Consider the following 22,387-nt stretch of genomic DNA (forward strand, 5'->3'; position numbering starts at 1 on the left):
CTTAATCTTTACTAGCCCAATTGAATTCGGGTGTCGGATAATAGGGATTGATGACCGAGAAAAAGTACCCACTTCGCCTAAAAGACCTCCTTAGGTTACGGCCCACCACCAGTTCTTGGGTCCAATGGTCTCGGCGCCTATTGATCCTTGGCCTAGTTATTGTGAGCCTTGGGGTCATTGGGCATCTATTGATTCGTTTTGTCGTCTGGCCTCAGATAGAAGCCTCAAAGCCTGCTATTGAAAAATTACTCTCGGAGCGAATTGGGGTGTCGGTAAAGATTGACCACCTGCATGTACATTGGGAAGGAATTCGGCCCGTATTTGACATGACCGGCCTTGAGTTCATTCCTAACCCAAACCAACAAACAGCACTCATCCCCAATAGCCCTGGGCTCAAGATTCGGGAGATTCGGGGGGAATTAAGCTGGTCGTCTGTTTATCACCTTAAACCCCATTTCAACAAACTGCAGGCTAGCGATGCAATCATTCAAGTGGTTCGCGATAAACAAGAGCGCTTATTTGTTGCGGGCATCTTGGCTGGCACTGGGGCCGATGATCTCGATACCCAAAACTGGCTGTTTTCACAAAATAATCTTGAACTCAATAATGCGACTATTTTGTGGAAAGACTTTTCTAAATCGAAATCCGATGTAGCAGATCTGCGTATTGAGACCTTAGCCCTTCGCAGTGGAATTCGTACTCACGAACTCAATATCGGCCTCTTTAGTCCATGGCACCAAGAGAAACTGAGCCTTTCAGGAAAATTTGTACACCGTATCGGTGGTGAGCCTGGAAATTGGCGCGATTGGATTGGTGATTTTCAATGGGATGTGCAATCACTTGATATTGGCCAATTAACCCGTGATTTTGAAATCCCCTTTAAACAACTAAGCGGGGTCTTACGCTCTTCCGGAGCTCTCTCTCTTTCTAAAGGACTACCAGATGGCGGTCAGTTCGCTCTGTCAATTGATCGTCCCATATTTCAACAATCAAAAAGTAATCAAGCGATTGAATTTGCCCAGCTAGAGTTAGATGCCAAACAATTTACCTCTGGTAAATTTGTTTCATTAGGCATTCAACGATTTACATGGCGCGAGAAGAACCAAGGCTCCAACACAGCCCCTGAAAGTCTGGCGCCCATGACATTTTCTTGGCAAGTTCCGAAGAAAAATACGGAGATCGAAAAGTTCTCTTTTTCTTCCTCTAAAATTGGCTTACAAAACCTTAGTCTCTTTGCCTTAAATTTGCCCCTGCCAAGCAGGATTCGCCAAATCATTGAGCAAAGCGAGCCAAGGGGCGAACTAAACGATGTATCCATTACCTGGTCTGAAAACAAATCAACTATTCCGCTTGTTGGTGGCCTAATCAGTGGGCAAGGGCCTAAATTTGACGTCTCCGGAAAACTTAATAATGTCTCCGTTAAGCGCTATCAAGATATTGTTCCTGGAATCACAAACCTTACTGGGAAAATTCTGGCCAATCAAGATCAGGGCAATATCGATCTAAACTCTAAAAATCTCCAATTAGTAATTGATGGGTTTTTGGCTGACCCAAAAATGAACTTTGATACCGTCAAAGGAAAAGTAAATTGGTCTCTAAAGAATAAGCAATGGCTAATTGGGCTTGATGATCTTGCGGTTGCTAATAAAGATCTTGCTCTAAATACAAAAGGTAGCTACCTAATTGGTAAAGAAAAGAATCCTGACAGCATGGACCTTGCCATTCAATTTGATCGTGCTGAAATTCAAACCATTTTTCGCTACTTACCTTCTGAAATGTCCAAGGACGCTCGAAGCTATATTGAAAAAGCGGTCATTGGTGGTCAAATCAAAAATGGTAGTCTGAAAATAAAGGGGGACCCCAATAAGGCTCCATTTGAGACTCCCAACTCAGGTGAACTAACTCTAACGCTACCAATTACCAAAGTAGTTTATCGCCCTGCACCCCTATTTCCTGCAAATAAAGGGTCCTGGCCAGAATTTACTGATCTCGAAGGTCAAATCACCATGCAGCAGGCTAAACTTGCTGCGAACATTCAGAGTGCTCGCTACAAGGGATTGCAAATACAAAATCTCAATGCTGAAATTGTAAACATCGCAAGCAAGCAAGCTAGTGTTCAGTTCAAGGCTGTAGTTAATGGTCCCATTGATGACATGATGGACTATCTCAGAACAACTCCCGTTCTTTTACAAAGGCCGGCTCTTGCAAATCAGTTGAAAATATCGGGTCTCGGTAAATTAGATTTGGGATTTACTTTACCACTCCAAAATACTAATGACCTCAAATTAAATGCTGCGCTTTATCTAAATAACAATATAGTTCAATGGTCTGATCTAGCGCCATTTAATAAAGTACAAGGAACTGTTCGCTTAACAGAAGATCTACCTCAATTTGAGCAGATCAGCGCTGAGTTTTTTGGTGGCACCGTTAGCTTAAAACAAAATGCTGTATCTCAAAATAAAAAGGATTTGTACGACCTAAGTGGCAAGGTTGATCTTGCGCGGCTCAAAGAGCACTTCTCGGATAAGGTGGGCGCCCAATCACGACAATTACTAAACGCTCTAAACGGCAATATTGGTTTTAAAGGAAATTTAGTTTTAAGTAGTAAGCTAACTGAGTTAAACCTGGATCTTGATCTCAATGCACTGGGGTCTAATTTGCCTCAGCCGCTAGATAAAAAAACGGGCAGCAATCTTAAGGGGCAGTTTAAATATCAATCTGTACTGAATGAGAGTACATCAAAGCGGACCTCGCAATGGTCTAGTCAGTTAGGAAAAAATATTAGTCTTGAAGGCCGAATCAATGCACAAGGTGTGATGAGTCAGGGTATTGGTATAGGTGTCACACCTCTTGTTCCTGAATCAGGAATTGGAATTAACTTGCAAGCTAATGATATCAATATCGATGACTGGCATAGTCTGCTTTACCCAAAGGCCCTGAGTAATAAAGCTCCTGTGCAAAAATCTACTCAAGGGAGCATGAAAGGCAGCTCGAGTCCTGATGGGGATGGCCTCAAAGTATTGAATGCGCGCGTTCGAAATGCTGTCGCTCTGAATCGGCAATGGCCCAATCTCACCCTCAATGCAAAACTAGTAAATGGTAGCTGGCTGATCCAAGCTAAATCCCCCCTCCTTGAGGGGCAAGTTCAGTATGTAGAGCGCCCAGGATTTGATCTCGTCAAAGGCAAATTAGTTCGCTTAAATGTTCCAAAATCAACCCCCCGGATAATTAGCGTGGCTGGTGATCCTAAGGCTAAAGCTGTCGCCAAAACTGTTCCCCTCAACTCTATTCCTGAACTAGATCTCACGATTGACCAGCTATCAATCAACCAATACAAGCCTGGGGGTATTGTGATCAAAACCCAAAATAGTCTCAATAAGATCGCTATTCAAAACTTGGTCGTCACCAATGCAGAGGCAAGCACGAAGGTCTCGGGAGAGTGGTCTGTGGATACCCAGGGTAACAATGAACGTATTTTGCTAGACGTGAGTTCAGAGATTAAAGATCTTGGTGGAGTGATTGTACACTGGGGTAGTCCAAAAGCGGTGGAAGGTGGCAAAGGAATTGTTACTGCGCAACTGGATTGGAGCGGTCCTCCGTATGATCCTGCCTATGAAACCCTTAGTGGAAAGATTGCTATTAAACTTGAAAATGGGCGGTTGCTCCAAGTCGATTCTGGGATTGCCAAAGTCATCGGTGTATTTAGCCTACAAAGTCTCCTAAAATTTGCAAGCTTTGATATTCAGGGAAGTCTCGGAAATGTTGTGACCGCAGGTACCAGCTTTAATACACTCTCCGGTGACTTTGTCATTCGTAATGGTGTTGCAAGAACCCAAAACTTTACAATGCAATTAAACCAAGCGCGTGTTGCGACAAGCGGCTTAGTGAACATCCCCAAACAAACACAAGATTTACGTATTACGATTTTTCCAACGATTGATGCGACTGCCGGTGCTCTGGCACTTTTTGCTGTCAACCCCATCATTGGAGCAAGTGCTTTAATTAGTCAATACCTGATTAGCAACCAGCTAAATCGCACCCTGCAATCGGATTATCTTGTTCAAGGCAGTTGGGATAAGCCTGATGTTATTGCGTTAGATCAAAATGGACAACCCTTGGATCCAAAAATCATCGAGACTATTCGTTCCCGCAATCTTTTGCGTGAGCAAAAAATGCCAAGCGCGCCTTCTACACCGAATACCCCCAGCCGTGCTCCAAGCGTTTCTCCTCAGAACTGAGAAATTTGTCATTCAGTATTAGTATTGAGCTATATGCCTCGATCTCTTAGCGTTGCCGCCATCCAAATGATCTCTTCTGCCTATTTAGAGGGGAATCTAGAGACGGCCCGACGTCTTGTTGGCGAGGCGGCTAAAGCGGGGGCTAAGGTCATCACACTGCCAGAGTATTTTTGCCTAATGGGTCTTAACGACACCGATAAGGTGAAAGTTCGGGAGGCCTTTGGTAGCGGGCCAATTCAATCAGCGATGCAAGAGCTTGCACATCAGCATCAGATTTATTTATTCGCGGGCACAATACCCCTTGAAGCAAGTGATCAGCATAAGGTTTTAAATACCACCCTCGTATTTAATCCTCAGGGTATTTGTACCGCTCGTTACGACAAAATGCATTTGTTTGGCTTCCAAACCGAAAAAGAGCGTTACCAAGAGTCTGAGACCATTGAGGCAGGCAATCAAATCAGCACGGTGCGCATCCATGATCAAGATGAAGACTGGGTTTTTGGCTTAAGCATTTGCTACGATCTGCGCTTTCCGGAGCTCTACCGCCAACACGAAACTGTAGACTGCCAAGTAATACCCGCGGCATTTACCCACACAACCGGTAAAGACCATTGGGAGATTTTATTACGCGCCCGCGCAATTGAAAACCAATGTTATTTCTTAGCGTCGGCTCAGGGTGGCTTGCATCAGAACCAAAGGCAGACCTGGGGGCAGTCTATGCTAATTGATCCCTGGGGTCACATCATTCAAGAACTTCCTAGCGGCGAGGGATTTGTAATTGGTCAAGTCCAAAAAGAAACCCTTGAGGGGGTTCGCTCCAAGCTGCCTGCTCTAAAACATCGTAAGCTATCGTAATGAATACCTCTGATCTTCCACTACATCATCTTGCAGCACCCCTTGAGGCCAACCAAGCCTTTGATCTCGCAAACTCTGTTTTGCTTAAGCCAAATGGGCTGAGCACCTCAGACCTAGATCATCTGTTTGGTGTGATGCATGCACATCGTCTAGACGATGCCGATCTTTATTTTCAACACACACGAAGCGAACAATGGAGTCTGGAGGAAGGCATTGTTAAATCCGGTAGCTTCAATATTGATCAAGGGGTTGGGGTCCGCGCTATCTCAGGAGATAAAACAGCCTTTGCCTACTCGGATGTCATTAGCGCAGAAGCTTTATTAAAAGCAGCCAATGCCACTCGAGTGATTGGACCAAAAGGTGGGATGGTAAAACTTCGCAACCCGATCATAGGACAAAGCCATTTAAGTACGTCACTGTACTCCCACCTGAATCCATTGGACTCCTTAAAGCCTCCAGAAAAAATTGCGCTCCTCGAGCAAATTGAACGTCGTGCTAAAGCACGTGATCCCCGCATCATTCAAGTAATGGCGAGCCTTGCGGGTGAATTTGATGTTGTTCTGGTAGCACGCGCAAATGGTTTAATGGCAGCCGATATCCGTCCATTAGTACGCGTATCCGTTCACGTCATTGCCGAACAAAATGGTCGTCGTGAATCAGGCTCTGCTGGCGGTGGCGCACGAACTGACTACGGCTTCTTTAATGCAGAACGAATTCATCAATGGGTTGATGAAGCGGTTGACAACGCTCTACTCAATTTGGGTTCACGGCCCGCTCCTGCAGGACCAATGACTGTGGTTATGGGCCCAGGCTGGCCGGGTGTACTCTTGCATGAGGCAATCGGACACGGACTTGAGGGCGACTTCAATCGTAAGGGCTCCTCAGCCTTCTCGGGCCGAATCGGTGAACGCGTAGCCGCCAAGGGTGTAACAGTGGTTGATGACGGTACCTTAAGCGGTCGACGTGGCTCCCTCAATATGGATGACGAAGGTACGCCAACACAATGCACCACACTGATCGAAGATGGGGTGCTCAAAGGCTACATTCAAGATAGTTTAAATGCGCGTCTGATGAAGATGCCCTTGACTGGGAATGGCCGACGCGAAAGCTTCGCCTCCCTCCCCCTACCCCGAATGACGAATACATATATGCTGGCTGGCCAATACGACCCCCAAGAAATTGTGGCGAGCATTGATCGTGGTTTATACGCAGTGAACTTTGGCGGCGGTCAGGTTGATATTACAAGCGGTAAATTTGTGTTCTCTGCCTCGGTCGCATATTGGGTAGAAAACGGTAAGATTCAATATCCGGTGAAAGGTGCAACCATCATCGGCAATGGCCCTGAATCTCTCAAGCAGGTCACTATGATTGGCAACGATTTACGTTTAGATAGTGGGGTTGGCGTATGCGGTAAAGAAGGTCAGAGTGTGCCTGTTGGAGTTGGTCAGCCCACCTTACGAATTAATCAAATGACTGTAGGTGGAACCGCCTAAAAAGGCAGTCTTTGTAATCAGGCTTTAGAATAGAAGCCATGAGCACTAAACCCCAAAACCCTCAAGAAAGCTGGTACGCGAGTATCGATAAGACCTCTGCGACCGATGACCAACGCGTAGGTAATATTACGGTTCTGCCTCCGCCAGAGCATTTAATTCGGTTTTTTCCTATTTCTGGCACGCCAACGGAGAAGTTAATCGGTCGTACCCGCGAGAAAATCCGCAATCTTATCCATGGCAAAGATGATCGTTTATTGGTCATCATCGGCCCCTGCTCCATTCATGATCCAGCAGCTGCAGTTGAGTATTGTCAACGTCTCTTAAAAGAACGTAGCCGCCTGAGCGCGGATCTTGAAATCGTGATGCGTGTCTATTTTGAAAAGCCACGTACTACGGTAGGCTGGAAGGGTTTAATCAACGACCCCTACCTTGATGAAAGTTTTAAGATCGAAGAAGGTTTGCGTATTGCACGCCAGGTGCTAATGGAAATTAATCGTCTCGGCATGCCAGCGGGTAGTGAGTTCCTCGATGTAATTTCCCCCCAATACATCGCTGATCTAATCTCATGGGGTGCAATTGGTGCGCGCACCACCGAAAGCCAGGTTCACCGAGAGCTAAGCTCTGGCCTGTCTGCGCCGATTGGATTTAAAAATGGTACGGATGGCAATATCAAGATAGCGACAGACGCCATTCAGGCGGCGCATCGACCACACCACTTCCTTTCAGTGCACAAAAATGGTCAAGTTGCCATTGTAGAAACTAAGGGCAATAAAGACTGCCACGTAATTTTGCGGGGCGGCAAAGAACCAAACTATGAAGCGAAGTATGTGCAAGCTGCTTGTGCTGAACTAGAAGCCGCCAAACTTCCAGCGCGATTGATGATTGATCTATCGCATGCAAACTCAAGCAAGCAACATCAACGACAAATTGATGTGGCCAATGATATTGCCGAGCAAATTGAGAGTGGATCAAAAAATATTTTTGGGGTCATGATTGAAAGTCATCTCCATTCAGGTGCACAGAAATTTACACCCGGCAAAGATGATCCCAAGGCTCTAGAGTACGGCAAGAGTATTACGGATGCTTGTATTAATTGGGATGACTCTGTACAAGTTCTTGAACGATTGGCGGAGGCTGTTCGTAAACGCCGACGCGCGTAAGTACCCAAGTGATACGCGGACCCTGGTCCGCGTTTTTATTTCTACTAAGTCTCGTCGACCTTATTTTGGTTTTTCCACAAAACATCATGGCCACCAGCAGCACGATTGAGTACGCGAGCCAGCACAAAGAGAAGGTCCGATAGTCGGTTGACATATTGACGAGGAGAATCATGAATGGGATCAGCCCAACCCAGTTTCACAATCGAGCGTTCAGCACGACGGCACACTGTTCGACAAATGTGTGCTTGAGCGGCAGCGCGAGTACCGCCTGGCAAAATAAATTCTTTCAGGGGAGGCAGGCTGGCGTTGTACTGATTCAGCCAGACATCTAATTGCTCTACCTGTTCAGTCTTGAGTAAAGTGTAGTTAGGAATACAAAGTTCGCCGCCCAAATCAAATAAATCATGCTGAACCCGCAGCAGAAGATTTCGTAGATCGTTCGCAATTGAGTCGGGAAACTCTTCGGTCATCAAGACCCCAATCTGAGAGTTGAGCTCATCCACATCGCCCATGGCGCAGATCCGCAAATGATCCTTTTCAACCCGGCTACCATCACCTAAACCGGTCATCCCGGCATCGCCGGTTCGCGTCGCTATTTTTGAAAGTCTATTTCCCATGCACTGATTATAGGTAAGTGGCTAAAATAGACCGATGAACGCCCCCCACACCGCCGCAGAAATCCTTACTATCCAAGAAAAACAGGCGCTTTTAGTCTCGGCCCTTAGTCCTATCCTGGCAGAAGATGCTCTCCTATGGCAGCCAGAGGACACTATTCCCTATGAGTGCGATGGTTTAGCAGCCTACCGAAAAATGCCTCTGGCAGTTGCTCTCCCAGAGACTGAGGATCAGGTTGTGCGTATTCTTAAGGCTTGCCATGCCATGCAAATTCCCATTGTTCCAAGAGGATCTGGGACAGGTTTATCGGGAGGCGCGATGCCGATCGAGCAAGGTCTCGTTCTTTCCTTGGCTAAGTTTAAAAAGATTACGAAGATTGATCCGTTCACACGAACCGCTGTTGTGCAACCGGGTGTGCGTAATCTAGCAATCTCTGAAGCGGTGGCCAAGCATGGCTTGTACTATGCGCCAGACCCATCCTCCCAAATTGCTTGCTCGATTGGCGGCAACGTTAATGAGAACTCGGGCGGTGTTCATTGTCTAAAGTATGGGCTCACACTTCACAATGTATTAAGAGTACGCGCTGTATTAATGAATGGCGACGTCGTTGAATTTGGTGGTATGGCCCCTGATGCGCCTGGACTCGACCTGCTTGCAGTACTAATTGGTAGCGAGGGAATGCTGGGTATTGTTACCGAGATTACAGTAAAGCTCGTCCCTAAGCCCAAATTAGCTCGGGTCATTATGGCGAGTTTTAACGACATAGAAAAGGGTGGTAACGCGGTCGCAGCCATTATTGCGGCCGGCATCATCCCAGCAGGTCTTGAAATGATGGATCGGGCTACCACTCGTGCGGTAGAAGAATTTGTGCATGCGGGTTATGACCTCGATGCTGAAGCTATATTGTTATGCGAATCAGACGGCACCCCCGAAGAGGTTGAGGAGGAGATTGCGCGCATGAATGCTGTGCTTGAACAGCAAGGAGCAAGCCGTATCCAGGTCTCACAAAATGAGGCAGAGAGATTACGCTTCTGGAGTGGTCGTAAAAATGCCTTCCCAGCTGCCGGTCGAATTGCGGCAGATTATTACTGCATGGATGGCACGATCCCGAGACGACACATTGCGACCTTATTACGTCGCATTAAGGGTATGGAAGAAAAATACCGCTTAGGCTGTTTAAATGTATTTCATGCAGGCGATGGAAATATGCATCCCCTAATTCTGTTTAATGGCGCCGATCCTGATGAATGGCATCGTGCTGAAGAATTTGGTACCGAGATTCTAGAGGCCTGTGTTGAGTTAGGTGGCACGATTACCGGAGAGCATGGGGTTGGTATTGAGAAGATTAATTCGATGTGCGTGCAATTTGGTGAGCAAGAGCGTGAACTCTTTTGGGGCGTTAAAGCAGCATTTGATCCAGATCGCTTACTAAACCCCGACAAAGCAATCCCAACACTCAACCGCTGTGCCGAATACGGCAGAATGCGGATTAGTGGTGGCGCTCTGCCTCACCCAGAGTTGGAGCGCTTCTAAGTATGAGTGAAGCAATTCTTTCGCAGTTTCGGGAACAGATTATCGAGGCAGGTAAACATAACAAAGCCTTATCGATCGAAGGTGGTGCTAGCAAGGATTGGTTTGGCAATCCAAAGCTCCCACAAACCTTAAGTACCAAACCTTATCAAGGAATCTTGGATTACCAACCGGAGGAGTTAGTCATCACGGCATGTGCAGGCACTCCAATTGCTGAAATTGAAGCGGCGCTCTCTGAAAAAAATCAGATGCTTCCCTTTGAACCACCCCACTTTGGACAGGCAGCTACTTTTGGCGGAGTAATCGCGGCAGGACTTGCTGGTCCCGCTCGCATCAGTGCTGGCAACTTAAGAGATTTTGTCTTGGGCACTCGCCTCATGGACGGTCGCGGTGAAGATCTTTCCTTTGGTGGCAAGGTCATGAAAAACGTTGCTGGCTATGATGTCTCACGTCTCTTGCCAGGATCGCTAGGTACTCTTGCTCTGCTACTTGAGGCGTCTGTCAAGGTACTACCAAAGCCCGCTGCGACAGCGAGTTTACGTTGCACCATCACACAAGATCGCGCATTACGTATTCTGAATGAATGGGCTGGACAACCACTCCCCCTTAATGCAAGTGCATGGATTGGCAAGACCAATGAAGAGGGTCAGCTGACGGTTCGCTTAGCAGGTGCTAATGCTGCAGTTGCTACCGCAAGCAAAATGATGGTGGCGGAACTAAGCGCCACATTGATGGACTTTACGGATGCAGTTAATTTCTGGAATGAATTGCGTGAGCAAGCCCATGTTTGGTTCAAGGAGCTTGCTCCGGGCAACGCGCTCTGGCGATTATCTTTACCAGCACACTGTCCTTCCATCCCAATGCCAATCGGTTTTAATCCGACTAGCATTATGGAGTGGCATGGTCAACAACGTTGGTTTCAGGGGCCAGCTAATCAAAGCATTTCGAACACTCTGATAGCGCTTGCTCAAGAACATGGTGGACATGCTAGTTGTTTTAGAAATAATGGTTCTGAACAGTTTGAACGTTTCACCTCTTTGCAATCAAACCCTCTTACTGCTGGTCTAGAGCTTGTGCAAAAGCGCTTGCGCCACTCCTTTGATCCATTTGGAGTCTTTACGACAGGTCGCCTACCTTAATTATGGAAACTAAATTAGCACCACAATTTATCAATACCGCAGATGGTATTGAAGCAAAGCGTATCTTAGGGAAGTGCGTACATTGTGGCTTTTGTACTGCAACATGTCCAACCTATCAGTTATTAGGTGATGAGTTGGATGGTCCACGTGGTCGCATTTATCTCATTAAACAAATTGCTGAGGGTCAGTTGCCGACCGAGAAGACCCGCGGACACCTAGATCGCTGCCTTACTTGCCGCAATTGTGAAAGCACGTGCCCTAGCGGCGTCGAGTATGGCAAGCTCGTGGATATCGGACGCAAATGGGCTGAAGAGAAAACCGCACCGCGCCCATCTTCAGAGCGAATAACCCGCTGGCTGTTAAAAGAGGGTTTAACAAGTCCAACGCTCTTTAACACGGCAATGGCCGTGGGTCGCGTAGTACGACCACATATGCCTGCTGCGCTTCAGAGAAAAATACCGCAGGGCTTACCTGCAGGACAGCGCCCACAGCGCCACCATGCACGCAAGATGTTGATCCTTGAGGGCTGTGTTCAACCGGGCATGCTACCCAACATCAATCACGCCACCGTTCGGGTCTTAGATGCATTGGGTATTGAGCTAATCAGCAGTAGTAAAGCAGGATGCTGTGGTGCGCTGCGCTATCACCTCAACGACCAAGATGGCGGGCTTACCGATGCCAAACGCAATATTGACGCTTGGTGGCCATCTATTGAGAATGGCAAAGACTCAGTAGAGGCGATTGTGATGAATGCCTCGGGCTGCGGCGTGATGGTGAAAGACTATGGACATTTATTACACGATGATCCGCTCTACGCAAGCAAAGCAAAGAGAGTTTCTGAGCTTTGTAAAGATCTATCAGAAATCATGCCGCAATTTCAGGAAAAGTTGATTCAGAAAATTGGGCAAGATAAGAAAGCGGGGGTTGTCTATCACCCACCATGCACCTTACAGCATGGTCAACAAATTAGGGGTAAGGTTGAAGGTCTTCTAGAAAGTCTGGGTATCGGTGTGAATGTATGTGCCGATAGTCATTTATGTTGTGGCTCAGCAGGCACCTACTCGGTATTACAACCAAAACTCTCTGAGCAATTACGTATCCAAAAGATTCAGAATCTAGAAACTGCCTGCGCGAGCTCTGGTGCTAAGACAGTAGTATCCGGTAATGTGGGCTGCATCAGCCATCTTCATCAAGACCACCTACCGGTTCGTCATTGGGTTGAGATCATCGATCAACTTCTAGCTAAAACATAATGGGGCGCATTACTAACCAATTAATGGCAATTCAGTATCGTATTGATGCTGCTGCCGAGGAATATGGTCGTGACCCAGAGACCATACAACTAATTGCTGTTAGCAAAACCTTTCCGAGTGCAGCTATCGAAGAAGCGATGCATGCAGGACAAAGAGCGTTTGGTGAGAACTACGTTCAAGAGGCTGTTGATAAAATTAAGCAGCTTGATAAATTACGCCCCTGGCTTGAATGGCATTTCATTGGCCCGCTTCAAAGCAATAAAACGGCTGAGATTGCAGAGCACTTTGATTGGATGCACACCATTGACCGCCTGAAGATTGCTGAACGCCTTTCTGTTCAGCGTGAGCCGCATGCTCGTCTTGGCCCCCTTCAGGTCTGTGTGCAAGTAAATATTAGCGGGGAAGAAAGTAAATCCGGCGTTCATCCCTCTGAAGCGCTTGCCCTGTGTGAGCAAATTGCGCCATTACGCGGTCTTACCTTGCGTGGACTAATGGCAATACCAGAGCCCACCCAGAATCCCAATGAACAACGTAAATCGTTTGCAGCAGTTCGGGAACTTTTTGAGTCTATTCGTATGCAAAAAGAAATGACTGCTGGTTTTCATAACTTCGATACCCTATCTATGGGCATGTCGGAAGATCTGGAGGCGGCTATTGCTGAGGGCGCTACGATGATACGGGTGGGGAGCGCTATTTTTGGACAACGTCCGCCTAGCGCTAAGATAGAGGCATGACAAGATCTAATCACATGAATACCCTTTTTATTGGGGGCGGCAATATGGGTCGAGCCCTTATTGGCGGCCTTCTAAAAAAAGGATTTGATCCTAAATCTATATCCACTGTTGAGACCGACCCTCAAACTGCAGCACATCTTACCCATGACTTCTCCATTCATGTTTTATCGACTCTAATGAATGCGCAAGAGCAATTAAATGCAGCACACGTTGTGATCGTTGCGGTAAAGCCCCAAGACTTCAAGTCTATCGCTTTTGAGTTAGCCCACCTTATCAAAAATTGTTCAGGTGAGCGTCCTCTTATTCTAAGTATTGCAGCAGGTATTCCGACTGCCAGTATGGCCCACTGGTTGCACTACGAGTGCTGCGTTCGTGCAATGCCCAATACACCTGCCCTGATTAATCAGGGTATGACTGGCTTATTTGCGCCAGCAACTGTGAGTGAGGCACAACGCAAGCATGCTGAAACTATTTGTTCATCCGTTGGCAAAACAGTATGGATTCATGATGAGTCTTTGATGGATGCGGTTACTGCAGTTTCGGGAAGCGGGCCTGCGTATGTGTTTGCATTTTTAGAGGCTCTGCAGTCTGGTGGTGAACGTATGGGGCTACCTACTGACACGGCTCGGCTATTAGCCTACCAAACCGTAGTTGGCGCAGCCGCCCTGGCGATGCAGTCGAGTGATTCTCCGTCTACTTTGCGTCAGAAAGTGACCTCTAAAGGGGGTACCACGGCAGCAGCCCTAGATGTTTTACATGAAAAACAGTGGCAAGGTATTTTGGAAGAAGCCCTTGCTGCAGCCAAAGAGCGTGGAGTACAAATGGCTAAAGAGCTGGGTGGCTCTTAATCAATTGCCTACTCCAATATCAAGCCCAAAAAGATTCCTAAAAATAAACTGGCTCCCAGCCAATTATTGTGCAAGAAAGCCTTGAAGCAGGCATCACGCTTACGGCTTGAAATCAAACGCAGCTCATAGATTGCGCACCCCAGAGCAGCGATCCAGCCAAGATAGAACCATTTGCTAAGCCCAGCTAACTCAGCGACCCAAATTTGAGAAGCAAACAAGATACCGTAACAAATTGTGATTGCAGTGACATCAAATCGCCCAAATGTAATGGCGGAGGTTTTTAATCCGAGGCGAATATCGTCATCACGATCAACCATTGCGTAAGCCGTATCGTAGGCAATGGCCCAAAAGATATTACCAATCAACAAAATCCAAGCTTCGATGGGGATCATATTTTGAATAGCCGCATATGCCATGGGTATCCCAAAACCAAAGGCAACTCCTAATACTGCTTGCGGTATCGAAAAAAATCGTTTTGTAAATGGGTAGATGCCAGCAATGATCACAGCAAAAACGGATAAGTGTTTTGTGAGTATATTTAAAGGTTGTATCAACAGAAAAGAAACCAGTGCAAGGCCTATCGCAATCAATACAGCCTCTTTTTTGCTGATCTTGCCACTGGTTAGAGGACGTTCTTTGGTTCGTAATACATGCTTATCAAAATCTCGATCTGCATAATCATTAATTGCGCATCCAGCACTTCGCATTAGTACGGTACCCACACAAAAGATAAGTAGCATTGAAAGAGCGGGCCACCCATCGCTAGCCAGGAATAAGCCCCAGAGAGTTGGCCATAGCAGTAACAAAATACCGATGGGCTTATTTAAGCGCACCAGCGCGATGTAGGACTGCAAACGCTCGGGAATCAGAGCAGCCTCGCTCCAGGAAGATCGCAAGCCCGAATCGTGCGTGCTAAAGCTTTCATCGCCTCTATTCGGGGGTAGCCCTTGCGCCACACTAAGCTCACGCGTCGAGTGGGCTCAGGGTCATTAAACGGAATATAAATAATTAAGCCGTCTCGATCATTGGGATTGATCACCGAGGTACGAGGCAATACGGTTATGCCAATACCACCTGCTACCATTTGGCGAATGGTCTCTAAGGAAGAGCCCTCAAAGCTGCGATGCTCACCTAATGTAAGGCCGGAACCAAAACGGTTTAACTCTGGGCAAACCCCCAAGACGTGATCTCTAAAACAATGGCCAGCACCCAGCAATAAGGTGTTTTGCTCTTTGAGCTCTTTTTGGCCAATGGTGGGACGATCTGACCACTCATGTCCCTTGGGAATGGCTACTAAAAAGGGTTCCTCATACAGATCCAGAAAATCTAATCCAGCGCTCGGAAATGGGTCGGCTAAGATGGCGCAATCCAACTCACCTTGGCGCAGCATCTCAATTAAGCGTACGGTAAAGTTCTCTTCCAAAAATAGAGGGGCCTTTGGTAAGGTATCGCGTGCAACCCGAACTAAGCTTGGAAGTAAATAAGGAGCAACGGTATAAATAGCCCCTAAGCGTAATGGTCCGGACAAGGGGTCTTGCCCATGTTTGGCCAAGTGCTTTAGAGCGTTAGCTTCTTCTAATACGCGTTGGGCTTGCTGAATAATGACCGCGCCGAGAGTGGTAAGAGCAACATCAGAACTAGTACGCTCAAAAATTTGGGTCTGCAGCTCTTCTTCAAGCTTCTTAATAGCAACCGACAAGGTTGGTTGAGAAACATGACAGGCCTCGGCAGCCCGTCCAAAATGGCGCTCCCTAGCAACGGCAACGATATAACGGAGTTCGGTTAAGGTCATAGTGCAATTATCAAGCCTTTAGAAATTCTGTGCGTGATCCGACCCAACGGCCTAAATGGGCCTGTACTAGATCAGGGTGCTGTATTAACAAACGATCAGCCAGATCTTGGGCAATCTTAATTAACCATGCATCCCGCTGCAGGTCAACAAAACGTAGCATCGCCTCACCGGATTGCTTCGCGCCCAGGAGTTCACCAGGCCCTCGCAAAGCCAAATCCCGCTCTGCGATTACAAATCCATCAGAAACCTCTCGCAGGGTCTGTAAGCGCTCTTTGGCGGCCAAGGATAAGGGCTCTGAATACATCAATATGCAGGTTGACTCGGCAGATCCCCTCCCTACTCGTCCCCGCAACTGATGAATCTGGGCATAGCCAAAACGCTCCGCATGCTCAATAACCATCAAAGCGGCATTGGGTACATCAACCCCAACTTCAATCACCGTGGTGGAAACCAAGACCTTGGTCTTGCCAGACTTGAAGTTTGCCATGATGGCTACCTTCTCCTCTGCCTTTAAGCGTCCATGAATCAATCCAACTGGGTAGTTGCCAAGGACACTGGATAACTCTGCATGACTATCAACCGCCGTTTGCAATTGCAAGGCCTCCGACTCCTCAATCAAGGGACAGACCCAATAGGCTTGCAAGCCTTTTTGGAGCCACTGCTCAAGCCCGGTAATAACTTCTTGACGTCTCCCATCTTTCACCAGCTTGGTTGTGATTGGCTGTCGCCCTGGAGGAAGCTCATCAATCACGGATACATCGAGATCGGCGTAATAGGTCATCGCCAAAGTACGCGGTATGGGCGTAGCCGACATCATGAGTTGATGGCAGTAGTAGGTTACTGAGCCAATCCGCTGAGAGATTTCTAGACGTTGACGTACACCAAAGCGATGTTGTTCATCAATGACCGCCAGACCCAACGCAGCAAAATGTACCGCATCCTGAATTAAGGCATGTGTCCCCACCACAATTTGCGCTTGACCAGATTCAATTAAATCTTGGGCTTGTTTCTTTTCCTTAGCCTTCATGCCCCCCGCTAACCAAATCACTGAAACGCCCAAGGGTTCAAACCATTCCTTAAACTTCAAATAATGTTGCTCAGCCAAAATTTCGGTGGGCGCCATAATGGCAACCTGATAAGAGCGCTCTACCATTTGTGCGCTTGCCAAAGCAGCTACGATCGTTTTGCCACTTCCTACATCACCCTGCAATAAACGATTCATGGGATAACTTGCCTGCAAATCATTACTAATTTGTGCCCATACCTTGTTCTGAGCAGCGGTCAATTCAAAAGGAAGTGCCTCGTGTAATTGGTGCGTGAGTGATTTTGTTTTTACTGGAGACAAGGATCTTGCTGGCTGATCGGTCAATATCGAAGGAGGAGATGCGCGGCCCTTGCGTATTTCATGAGCTTGCTTAAGTGATATTTGTTGAGCAAGCAACTCTTCGAGCTGTACTCTGCGCCAAGCGGGATGCGTTCGCTCCATTAATGCATTCGTATCAGCATCTGCAGGCGGTTGATGTAAATACATCACTGCATCCCGAAGACTAAATTGCATCGCCGCCTTCTCGGCACTAACTAAGATTGAAGGGGGAAGAATTTCAGCTAGAACCATTTGCATACTAGGGTGATCTAGGGCTCCTAAAACTGCTTTACGAATAGCTGCTTGACTAATGCCTGCAGAGACTGAATAAACTGGGCTTAAGCTCTTTGGCAAGGGCGCATTTGCCGGCACTGCACGTACAGTAGGATGCACCATCTCCGCGCCCAAATAACCATCCCGAATCTCTCCACGAACGCGTAAGTGAGCTCCGACTGCCATTTGCTTTTGCTGACTCGGATAAAAATTAAGCCAACGAAGATTTAGCTCGGAATGATCATCCTCAATGGTGACCACCAACTGTCGACGGGGCCGATACAGAACTTGACTACGAATTACCACCCCTTGAGTTTGTACCGCACCCTCACCCGACTGAGCCATGGCTTCTGCAATAGTCCAAAGCTGGGTTTCATCCTCATAGCGCATGGGGAGATGCAAAGCCAAAGCGGCAGGAGTCCCCAACCCAATCTTTTCAAGGAGGGCTTGAGACCCTATTCGAGTCGGTGTTTTGCTTAATTTTGGCAAGGGCTTTGTGCTCATGGTTAGAATCCCAACACCGATGGTAATACCATGCAACTATCTGACTTCAATTACGACCTTCCCCCTGAGCTAATTGCTCAGCACCCATTAGCGGAACGCTCTGCCAGCCGGCTCTTAGAGCTTGCGCATACTGCGGACGGAAAACCTCTATGCCTTGATCGTTCATTTAGCGATATTGTGCAATTAATTAATGAGAACGATCTTCTAGTCTTTAACGATACCCGAGTAATCCCAGCTCGCCTGTTTGGACAAAAAGAAACTGGGGGTCAGGTTGAACTTTTAATTGAACGCATTACAGGCTCTAATCAGGCCCTCGCCCAGATTCGGGCTTCAAAGGTTCCAAAGCCGGGCGGTCAAATTATGCTGCGCTCTCGGTCACATGAGACTGGCTCAGACAATACGCCAATCACAATCACTGTTTTAGGTCGAGCTAATCTTGGGGGGAGTAATGATTTTTATGAAATCACTTTCCCAGAAAATGCGATGTCAGTACTCGAGGCATATGGTGAGTTACCCCTCCCACCTTATATTGACCACACTCCGGATAGCGATGACGCCAAACGTTATCAAACGGTCATGGCTAAAAATCCTGGAGCAGTTGCCGCTCCAACAGCGGGGCTTCATTTTGATGAAAGTATTTTGACAAGCCTTAGAGAACGCGGTGTTCGGCAGGCTGCGATTACCTTGCATGTTGGCGCAGGTACCTTTACACCAGTGCGGCACGAAGATCTCTCTTTACACCAAATGCATTATGAGTGGTATTCCATTCCAGATGAAACGCTACAAGCGATTCAAGAAACAAAAAAAAGGGGTGGCAAGGTCATTGCGGTAGGCACAACTAGCATTCGAACCATAGAAAGCTATGCCATCACTCAACGATTAGAGGGCGAGACCAATCTCTTTATTACGCCCGGCTTTCAATTCCAGATCGTTGATGCGCTCATCACCAACTTTCATTTACCAAAATCAACCCTGCTGATGCTGGTGAGCGCCTTTGCAGGAGTAGAGGCAATTCACCAGGCTTATCAACACGCTATTCAAAAGCGATATCGATTCTTTAGCTATGGTGATGCGATGTATCTACGGCGAACCTGAGACAATAGTTGCATGAAAGCGCTTGAGTTCACCACCCTTAAACAAGATCAAGACAGTCATGCGCGTCTTGGTCTCATGCGCCTCCCCCACGGGGAAGTGCAAACACCTATTTTTATGCCGGTTGGCACCTATGGGACTGTTAAAGCAGTCACCCCGCGCGACCTAGTAGACATGCAGGCCCAAATTATTTTAGGCAACACATTTCACCTTTGGTTACGCCCAGGATTAGATGTGATTCGTAAGCATGGTGGTTTACATCGCTTCATGGCTTGGCAAAAGCCCATTCTGACCGACTCTGGCGGCTTTCAAGTCTTTAGTTTAGGCGCCCTGCGTAAAATTAGTGAAGAAGGTGTGACCTTCTCATCGCCGATCAATGGCGATAAGTTATTTATGTCGCCTGAGGTATCGATGGAAATCCAAGCAACCCTCAATAGCGATATTGCCATGCAATTTGATGAATGCACGCCTTACGAATCCCACGGTAAACCCACCTCAGAAGAAACTGCTCGCCAATCGCTTGAGTTGTCTTTGCGTTGGGGTGAACGCTCCCTAAAACGTTTTCGGGAACTAAATACCGGTAATGCTCTATTTGGAATTGTGCAAGGCGGTATGTATGAATCTTTGCGTGAGCATTCTCTAGCAGGTGTTGCCGAACAAGGATTTGATGGCATTGCCATTGGCGGACTCTCCGTAGGCGAGCCCAAGCCAGAGTTTGAGCGAATACTGGCTCACACTGGTCCACGCCTCCCGGCCCATCTACCCCATTATTTAATGGGCGTTGGCACCCCCGAAGATCTAGTGATGGGGGTCAGCATGGGCATTGACATGTTTGACTGTGTGATGCCTACTCGCAATGCTCGCAATGGCTGGTTGTTTACCCGTTTTGGAGATCTCAAGCTTCGCAATGCAGGCTATCGTGATGATGACCGCCCAGTGGATATGCAATGCCAGTGCTATACCTGTAAAAACTTCACCCGCTCCTATTTACATCACCTGCAAAAAGCCAATGAGATTCTGGGGGCTCAACTCAATACTATTCACAACCTCCATTACTACCTAGAGCTCATGCAAGGAATACGAACAGCCTTAGCGGAGGGTATCTTTACTCCATTTAAGGCCCAATTCCATAGTCAACGGCAACGTGGCGTAGAGCCTGGGCAAGATTAGAGTTTTTTAGGGTCAAAACTAGTCAAAACCCAGGCAAATCCCATACAGTTTAGAATTGCTGCTCTAGATTGATAATTTTTTGGAGGCCCCAAGATGTTAATTAGTAATGCCTTTGCGCAAAGCGCTCCTGCTGGTGATGCTGGCGGATTAATGAGCTTTATTCCTTTAATCCTGATGTTTGTAGTGCTCTACTTCATCATGATTCGTCCCCAAATGAAGCGCCAGAAAGAAATGAAAGCCATGCTAGAAGCTCTAGCTGCCGGCGATGAGGTGATTACAGTTGGCGGTATTTTGGGCAAAGTCACAGCGGTCAAAGATCAATACATCACTGTTGAGATTGTTGCTGGTACTGAAGTACAAATGCAAAAAAATGCCGTCACTAGCGTGTTGCCCAAGGGAACTATTAAGTCGATTTAATAATGAACTGCGCTCTTTTAAAGAGTGCTAAATCCCAAGCTACCTAGATCATGAATCGCTACCCTCTTTGGAAATACCTCGTTATTGCGGTAGCGCTTCTGATTGGCTTTTTATATTCATTGCCCAATATTTTTGGGGAAGCCCCTGCGGTACAAATCTCTTCTGCAAAGCCAACAATTAAGGTTGACCTTGCTACCCAATCTCGGATTGAGAGCATATTGAGCGAGGGCAGTATTAAAAACACAGGCCTGTTCTTCGAGCGGACTGGCAATATTGGTAGCATCAAGATTCGATTTGACAATACGGATACTCAATTAAAAGCGCGCGATCTCATTAATCAAAAGCTCAACGTTGATCCTAAAGAGCCTAACTTTATTGTTGCTCTGAACTTACTGTCCAATACACCGCACTGGCTTGGTTCCATTAATGCCCTGCCAATGCCGCTTGGTCTTGATTTACGGGGTGGTGTGTACTTCTTATTGCAAGTAGACATGCAAGGCGCCGTCCAAAAGAAGTTGACCTCGCTCGCAACAGATATTCGTGGTCAGTTACGAGATAAAGGCTTGCGCCATCAAGGAATTGAGCGAACGGGTGATGTGATTAATATCCGCTTTGGTTCAACTGCGGAAGCAGATGTTGCTCGCACAGCCCTAATTGGGCCCCAAGCTGAGCTTGAGTGGCAAGTAGAGAAGTCAGCGGATGGCGCCAAATTAGTGGGGCGTTTTAAATCTGCATCCCTCAAAGAAGTTCAAGAAAATGCAGTAAAGCAAAATATTATTACGCTCAATAAACGCGTGAATGAACTTGCCGTTAAAGAACCCGTCATTCAGCAACAAGGCGCAGAACGTATTGTTGTCCAGCTGCCTGGCGTGCAAGATACGGCAAGAGCAAAAGATATTATTGGCCGCACCGCTACTCTAGAGTCACGTTTGGCAGATCCAGTCGCTTCGAGTATTGGCTTGAATGAAACCCCTCCCCCGGGAACGGATGTGTTCCGCTTTGGCGAAAATCGTCTGGGGGTCTTTAAGAAATCGGTGATCTTTACAGGCGATCGCATTACTGATGCGAGTGCTGGATTTGATCAAAACCAACGCCCCTCCGTGAACATTTCTTTAGATGCTGCCGGTGGCCGTGTCATGCAAGAAATCACGCGCGAGAACATTGGTAAACCAATGGGCATGATTCTGTTTGAAAAGGGCAAAGGCGAGGTATTGACCATTGCAACCATTCAAAGCGAATTCGGCTCCAAGTTCCAAATCACCGGTCAACCCACTACAGAGAGTGCTAATGATCTAGCCCTTCTCTTACGCGCTGGCTCTTTAGCAGCGCCGATGGAAATTATTGAAGAGCGCACTATTGGTCCTAGCCTTGGTCAAGAAAATATCGAGAAGGGCTTTAAATCCTTGATATATGGATTTGCAGCCATTGCTCTTTTCATGACCGCCTACTACATGCTGTTTGGCCTCTTCTCTGTGATCGCCCTCGCTGTAAATATCGTCTTACTGATCTCATTGCTATCCATGTTGCAGGCCACTCTAACCTTGCCAGGGATTGCAGCGATGGCCCTTGCCATTGGTATGGCGATTGACTCAAACGTTCTTATTAATGAACGTATTCGGGAAGAATTACGTAATGGCGTAGCGCCTCACACCGCCATCGCAATTGGCTTTGATAAAGCATGGGCAACCATCTTGGATTCAAATATCACCACCCTAATTGCCGGCCTTGCCTTGCTTGCGTTTGGCTCCGGTCCTGTGAAAGGCTTTGCAGTCGTTCATTGTTTGGGTATTTTGACCTCGATGTTCTCGGCAGTGTTCTTTGCACGAGGGGTTGTTAATTTTTGGTATGGTCGTCAAAAGAAATTACAGGCGATTTCAATTGGCCAAGTCTGGCGCCCAGAAGGAAAATAAA

At 47.2% G+C, this 22,387-nt stretch carries 17 protein-coding genes; 13 read left to right on the plus strand and 4 right to left on the minus strand.

What is annotated here, in order from left to right:
* Positions 1-50 precede the first annotated feature (50 nt).
* Genes NKE59_RS08225 through NKE59_RS08240 form a run of 4 tightly spaced genes read left to right on the plus strand, consistent with a single transcriptional unit; the run spans position 51 to position 7,746 of the window.
* Positions 51-4,238 carry an AsmA-like C-terminal region-containing protein gene (locus NKE59_RS08225; RefSeq protein WP_353438490.1) on the plus strand — a complete coding sequence of 1,396 codons (4,188 nt, stop codon included), beginning with the start codon at positions 51-53 and terminating at the stop codon, positions 4,236-4,238.
* Positions 4,239-4,271: 33 nt separating this feature from the next.
* Entirely contained in the window at positions 4,272-5,093 is an 822-nt protein-coding gene (locus NKE59_RS08230) for a carbon-nitrogen hydrolase family protein (protein WP_353438491.1), read from the plus strand.
* Positions 5,093-6,586, plus strand: a complete 1,494-nt coding sequence (tldD, locus tag NKE59_RS08235) for a metalloprotease TldD (RefSeq protein ID WP_353438492.1) — start codon at positions 5,093-5,095, stop codon at positions 6,584-6,586. Before NKE59_RS08230 ends, tldD begins: the two co-directional genes overlap by 1 nt.
* Before the next feature lie 38 nt (positions 6,587-6,624).
* On the plus strand, positions 6,625-7,746 hold the full coding sequence (locus NKE59_RS08240) for a 3-deoxy-7-phosphoheptulonate synthase (protein WP_353438493.1): 1,122 nt from the start codon (positions 6,625-6,627) through the stop codon (positions 7,744-7,746).
* 44 nt (positions 7,747-7,790) lie between these two features.
* On the opposite strand, the gene NKE59_RS08245 is transcribed toward NKE59_RS08240, so the two are convergent.
* The gene (locus NKE59_RS08245) at positions 7,791-8,363 is read right to left on the minus strand and encodes a cob(I)yrinic acid a,c-diamide adenosyltransferase (RefSeq protein WP_353438494.1); all 573 of its coding nucleotides are present in this window, start codon (positions 8,361-8,363) and stop codon (positions 7,791-7,793) included.
* Positions 8,364-8,397: 34 nt separating this feature from the next.
* On the opposite strand from NKE59_RS08245, the gene NKE59_RS08250 reads away from it, so the two are divergent.
* From NKE59_RS08250 to proC, 5 genes are read left to right on the plus strand one after another with little or no spacing between them, the layout of a single operon-like run.
* Positions 8,398-9,894: an FAD-linked oxidase C-terminal domain-containing protein gene (locus NKE59_RS08250; protein ID WP_353438495.1), complete on the plus strand. Its 1,497-nt coding sequence runs from the start codon at positions 8,398-8,400 to the stop codon at positions 9,892-9,894.
* Between the two features lie 2 nt (positions 9,895-9,896).
* The gene (gene glcE / locus NKE59_RS08255) at positions 9,897-11,030 is read left to right on the plus strand and encodes a glycolate oxidase subunit GlcE (RefSeq protein ID WP_353438496.1); all 1,134 of its coding nucleotides are present in this window, start codon (positions 9,897-9,899) and stop codon (positions 11,028-11,030) included.
* Positions 11,031-11,032: 2 nt separating this feature from the next.
* Positions 11,033-12,283 carry a glycolate oxidase subunit GlcF gene (glcF, locus tag NKE59_RS08260; protein WP_353438497.1) on the plus strand — a complete coding sequence of 417 codons (1,251 nt, stop codon included), beginning with the start codon at positions 11,033-11,035 and terminating at the stop codon, positions 12,281-12,283.
* Positions 12,283-13,017: a YggS family pyridoxal phosphate-dependent enzyme gene (locus tag NKE59_RS08265; protein WP_353438498.1), complete on the plus strand. Its 735-nt coding sequence runs from the start codon at positions 12,283-12,285 to the stop codon at positions 13,015-13,017. The genes glcF and NKE59_RS08265 overlap by 1 nt, the downstream gene beginning before the upstream one ends.
* A gap of 14 nt (positions 13,018-13,031) precedes the next feature.
* On the plus strand, positions 13,032-13,865 hold the full coding sequence (gene proC, locus NKE59_RS08270) for a pyrroline-5-carboxylate reductase (protein WP_353438499.1): 834 nt from the start codon (positions 13,032-13,034) through the stop codon (positions 13,863-13,865).
* An 8-nt stretch (positions 13,866-13,873) separates the two neighbouring features.
* On the opposite strand, the gene ubiA is transcribed toward proC, so the two are convergent.
* Genes ubiA through recG form a run of 3 tightly spaced genes read right to left on the minus strand, consistent with a single transcriptional unit; the run spans position 13,874 to position 17,797 of the window.
* Positions 13,874-14,731 (minus strand): 4-hydroxybenzoate octaprenyltransferase, encoded by an 858-nt coding sequence (gene ubiA, locus NKE59_RS08275; RefSeq protein ID WP_353439941.1) that lies wholly within the window; start codon positions 14,729-14,731, stop codon positions 13,874-13,876.
* Entirely contained in the window at positions 14,731-15,657 is a 927-nt protein-coding gene (locus NKE59_RS08280) for a LysR substrate-binding domain-containing protein (protein ID WP_353438500.1), read from the minus strand. The genes ubiA and NKE59_RS08280 overlap by 1 nt, the downstream gene beginning before the upstream one ends.
* Positions 15,658-15,667: 10 nt before the next feature.
* A complete protein-coding gene (gene recG / locus NKE59_RS08285; protein WP_353438501.1) occupies positions 15,668-17,797 on the minus strand; it encodes an ATP-dependent DNA helicase RecG in 2,130 nt (709 codons plus the stop codon).
* Positions 17,798-17,827: 30 nt separating this feature from the next.
* Between recG and queA the strand changes: the two genes are divergently transcribed.
* From queA to secD, 4 genes are all read left to right on the plus strand, one after another.
* Positions 17,828-18,892: a tRNA preQ1(34) S-adenosylmethionine ribosyltransferase-isomerase QueA gene (queA, locus tag NKE59_RS08290; RefSeq protein ID WP_353438502.1), complete on the plus strand. Its 1,065-nt coding sequence runs from the start codon at positions 17,828-17,830 to the stop codon at positions 18,890-18,892.
* A gap of 12 nt (positions 18,893-18,904) precedes the next feature.
* A complete protein-coding gene (tgt, locus tag NKE59_RS08295) occupies positions 18,905-20,059 on the plus strand; it encodes a tRNA guanosine(34) transglycosylase Tgt (RefSeq protein ID WP_353438503.1) in 1,155 nt (384 codons plus the stop codon).
* Between the two features lie 93 nt (positions 20,060-20,152).
* On the plus strand, positions 20,153-20,476 hold the full coding sequence (yajC, locus tag NKE59_RS08300; RefSeq protein WP_353438504.1) for a preprotein translocase subunit YajC: 324 nt from the start codon (positions 20,153-20,155) through the stop codon (positions 20,474-20,476).
* A gap of 50 nt (positions 20,477-20,526) precedes the next feature.
* A complete protein-coding gene (secD, locus tag NKE59_RS08305; protein ID WP_353438505.1) occupies positions 20,527-22,386 on the plus strand; it encodes a protein translocase subunit SecD in 1,860 nt (619 codons plus the stop codon).
* Position 22,387 lies beyond the last annotated feature (1 nt).

The organism is Polynucleobacter sp. UK-FUSCHL-C3 (assembly GCF_040409815.1).
Lineage (GTDB): Bacteria > Pseudomonadota > Gammaproteobacteria > Burkholderiales > Burkholderiaceae > Polynucleobacter.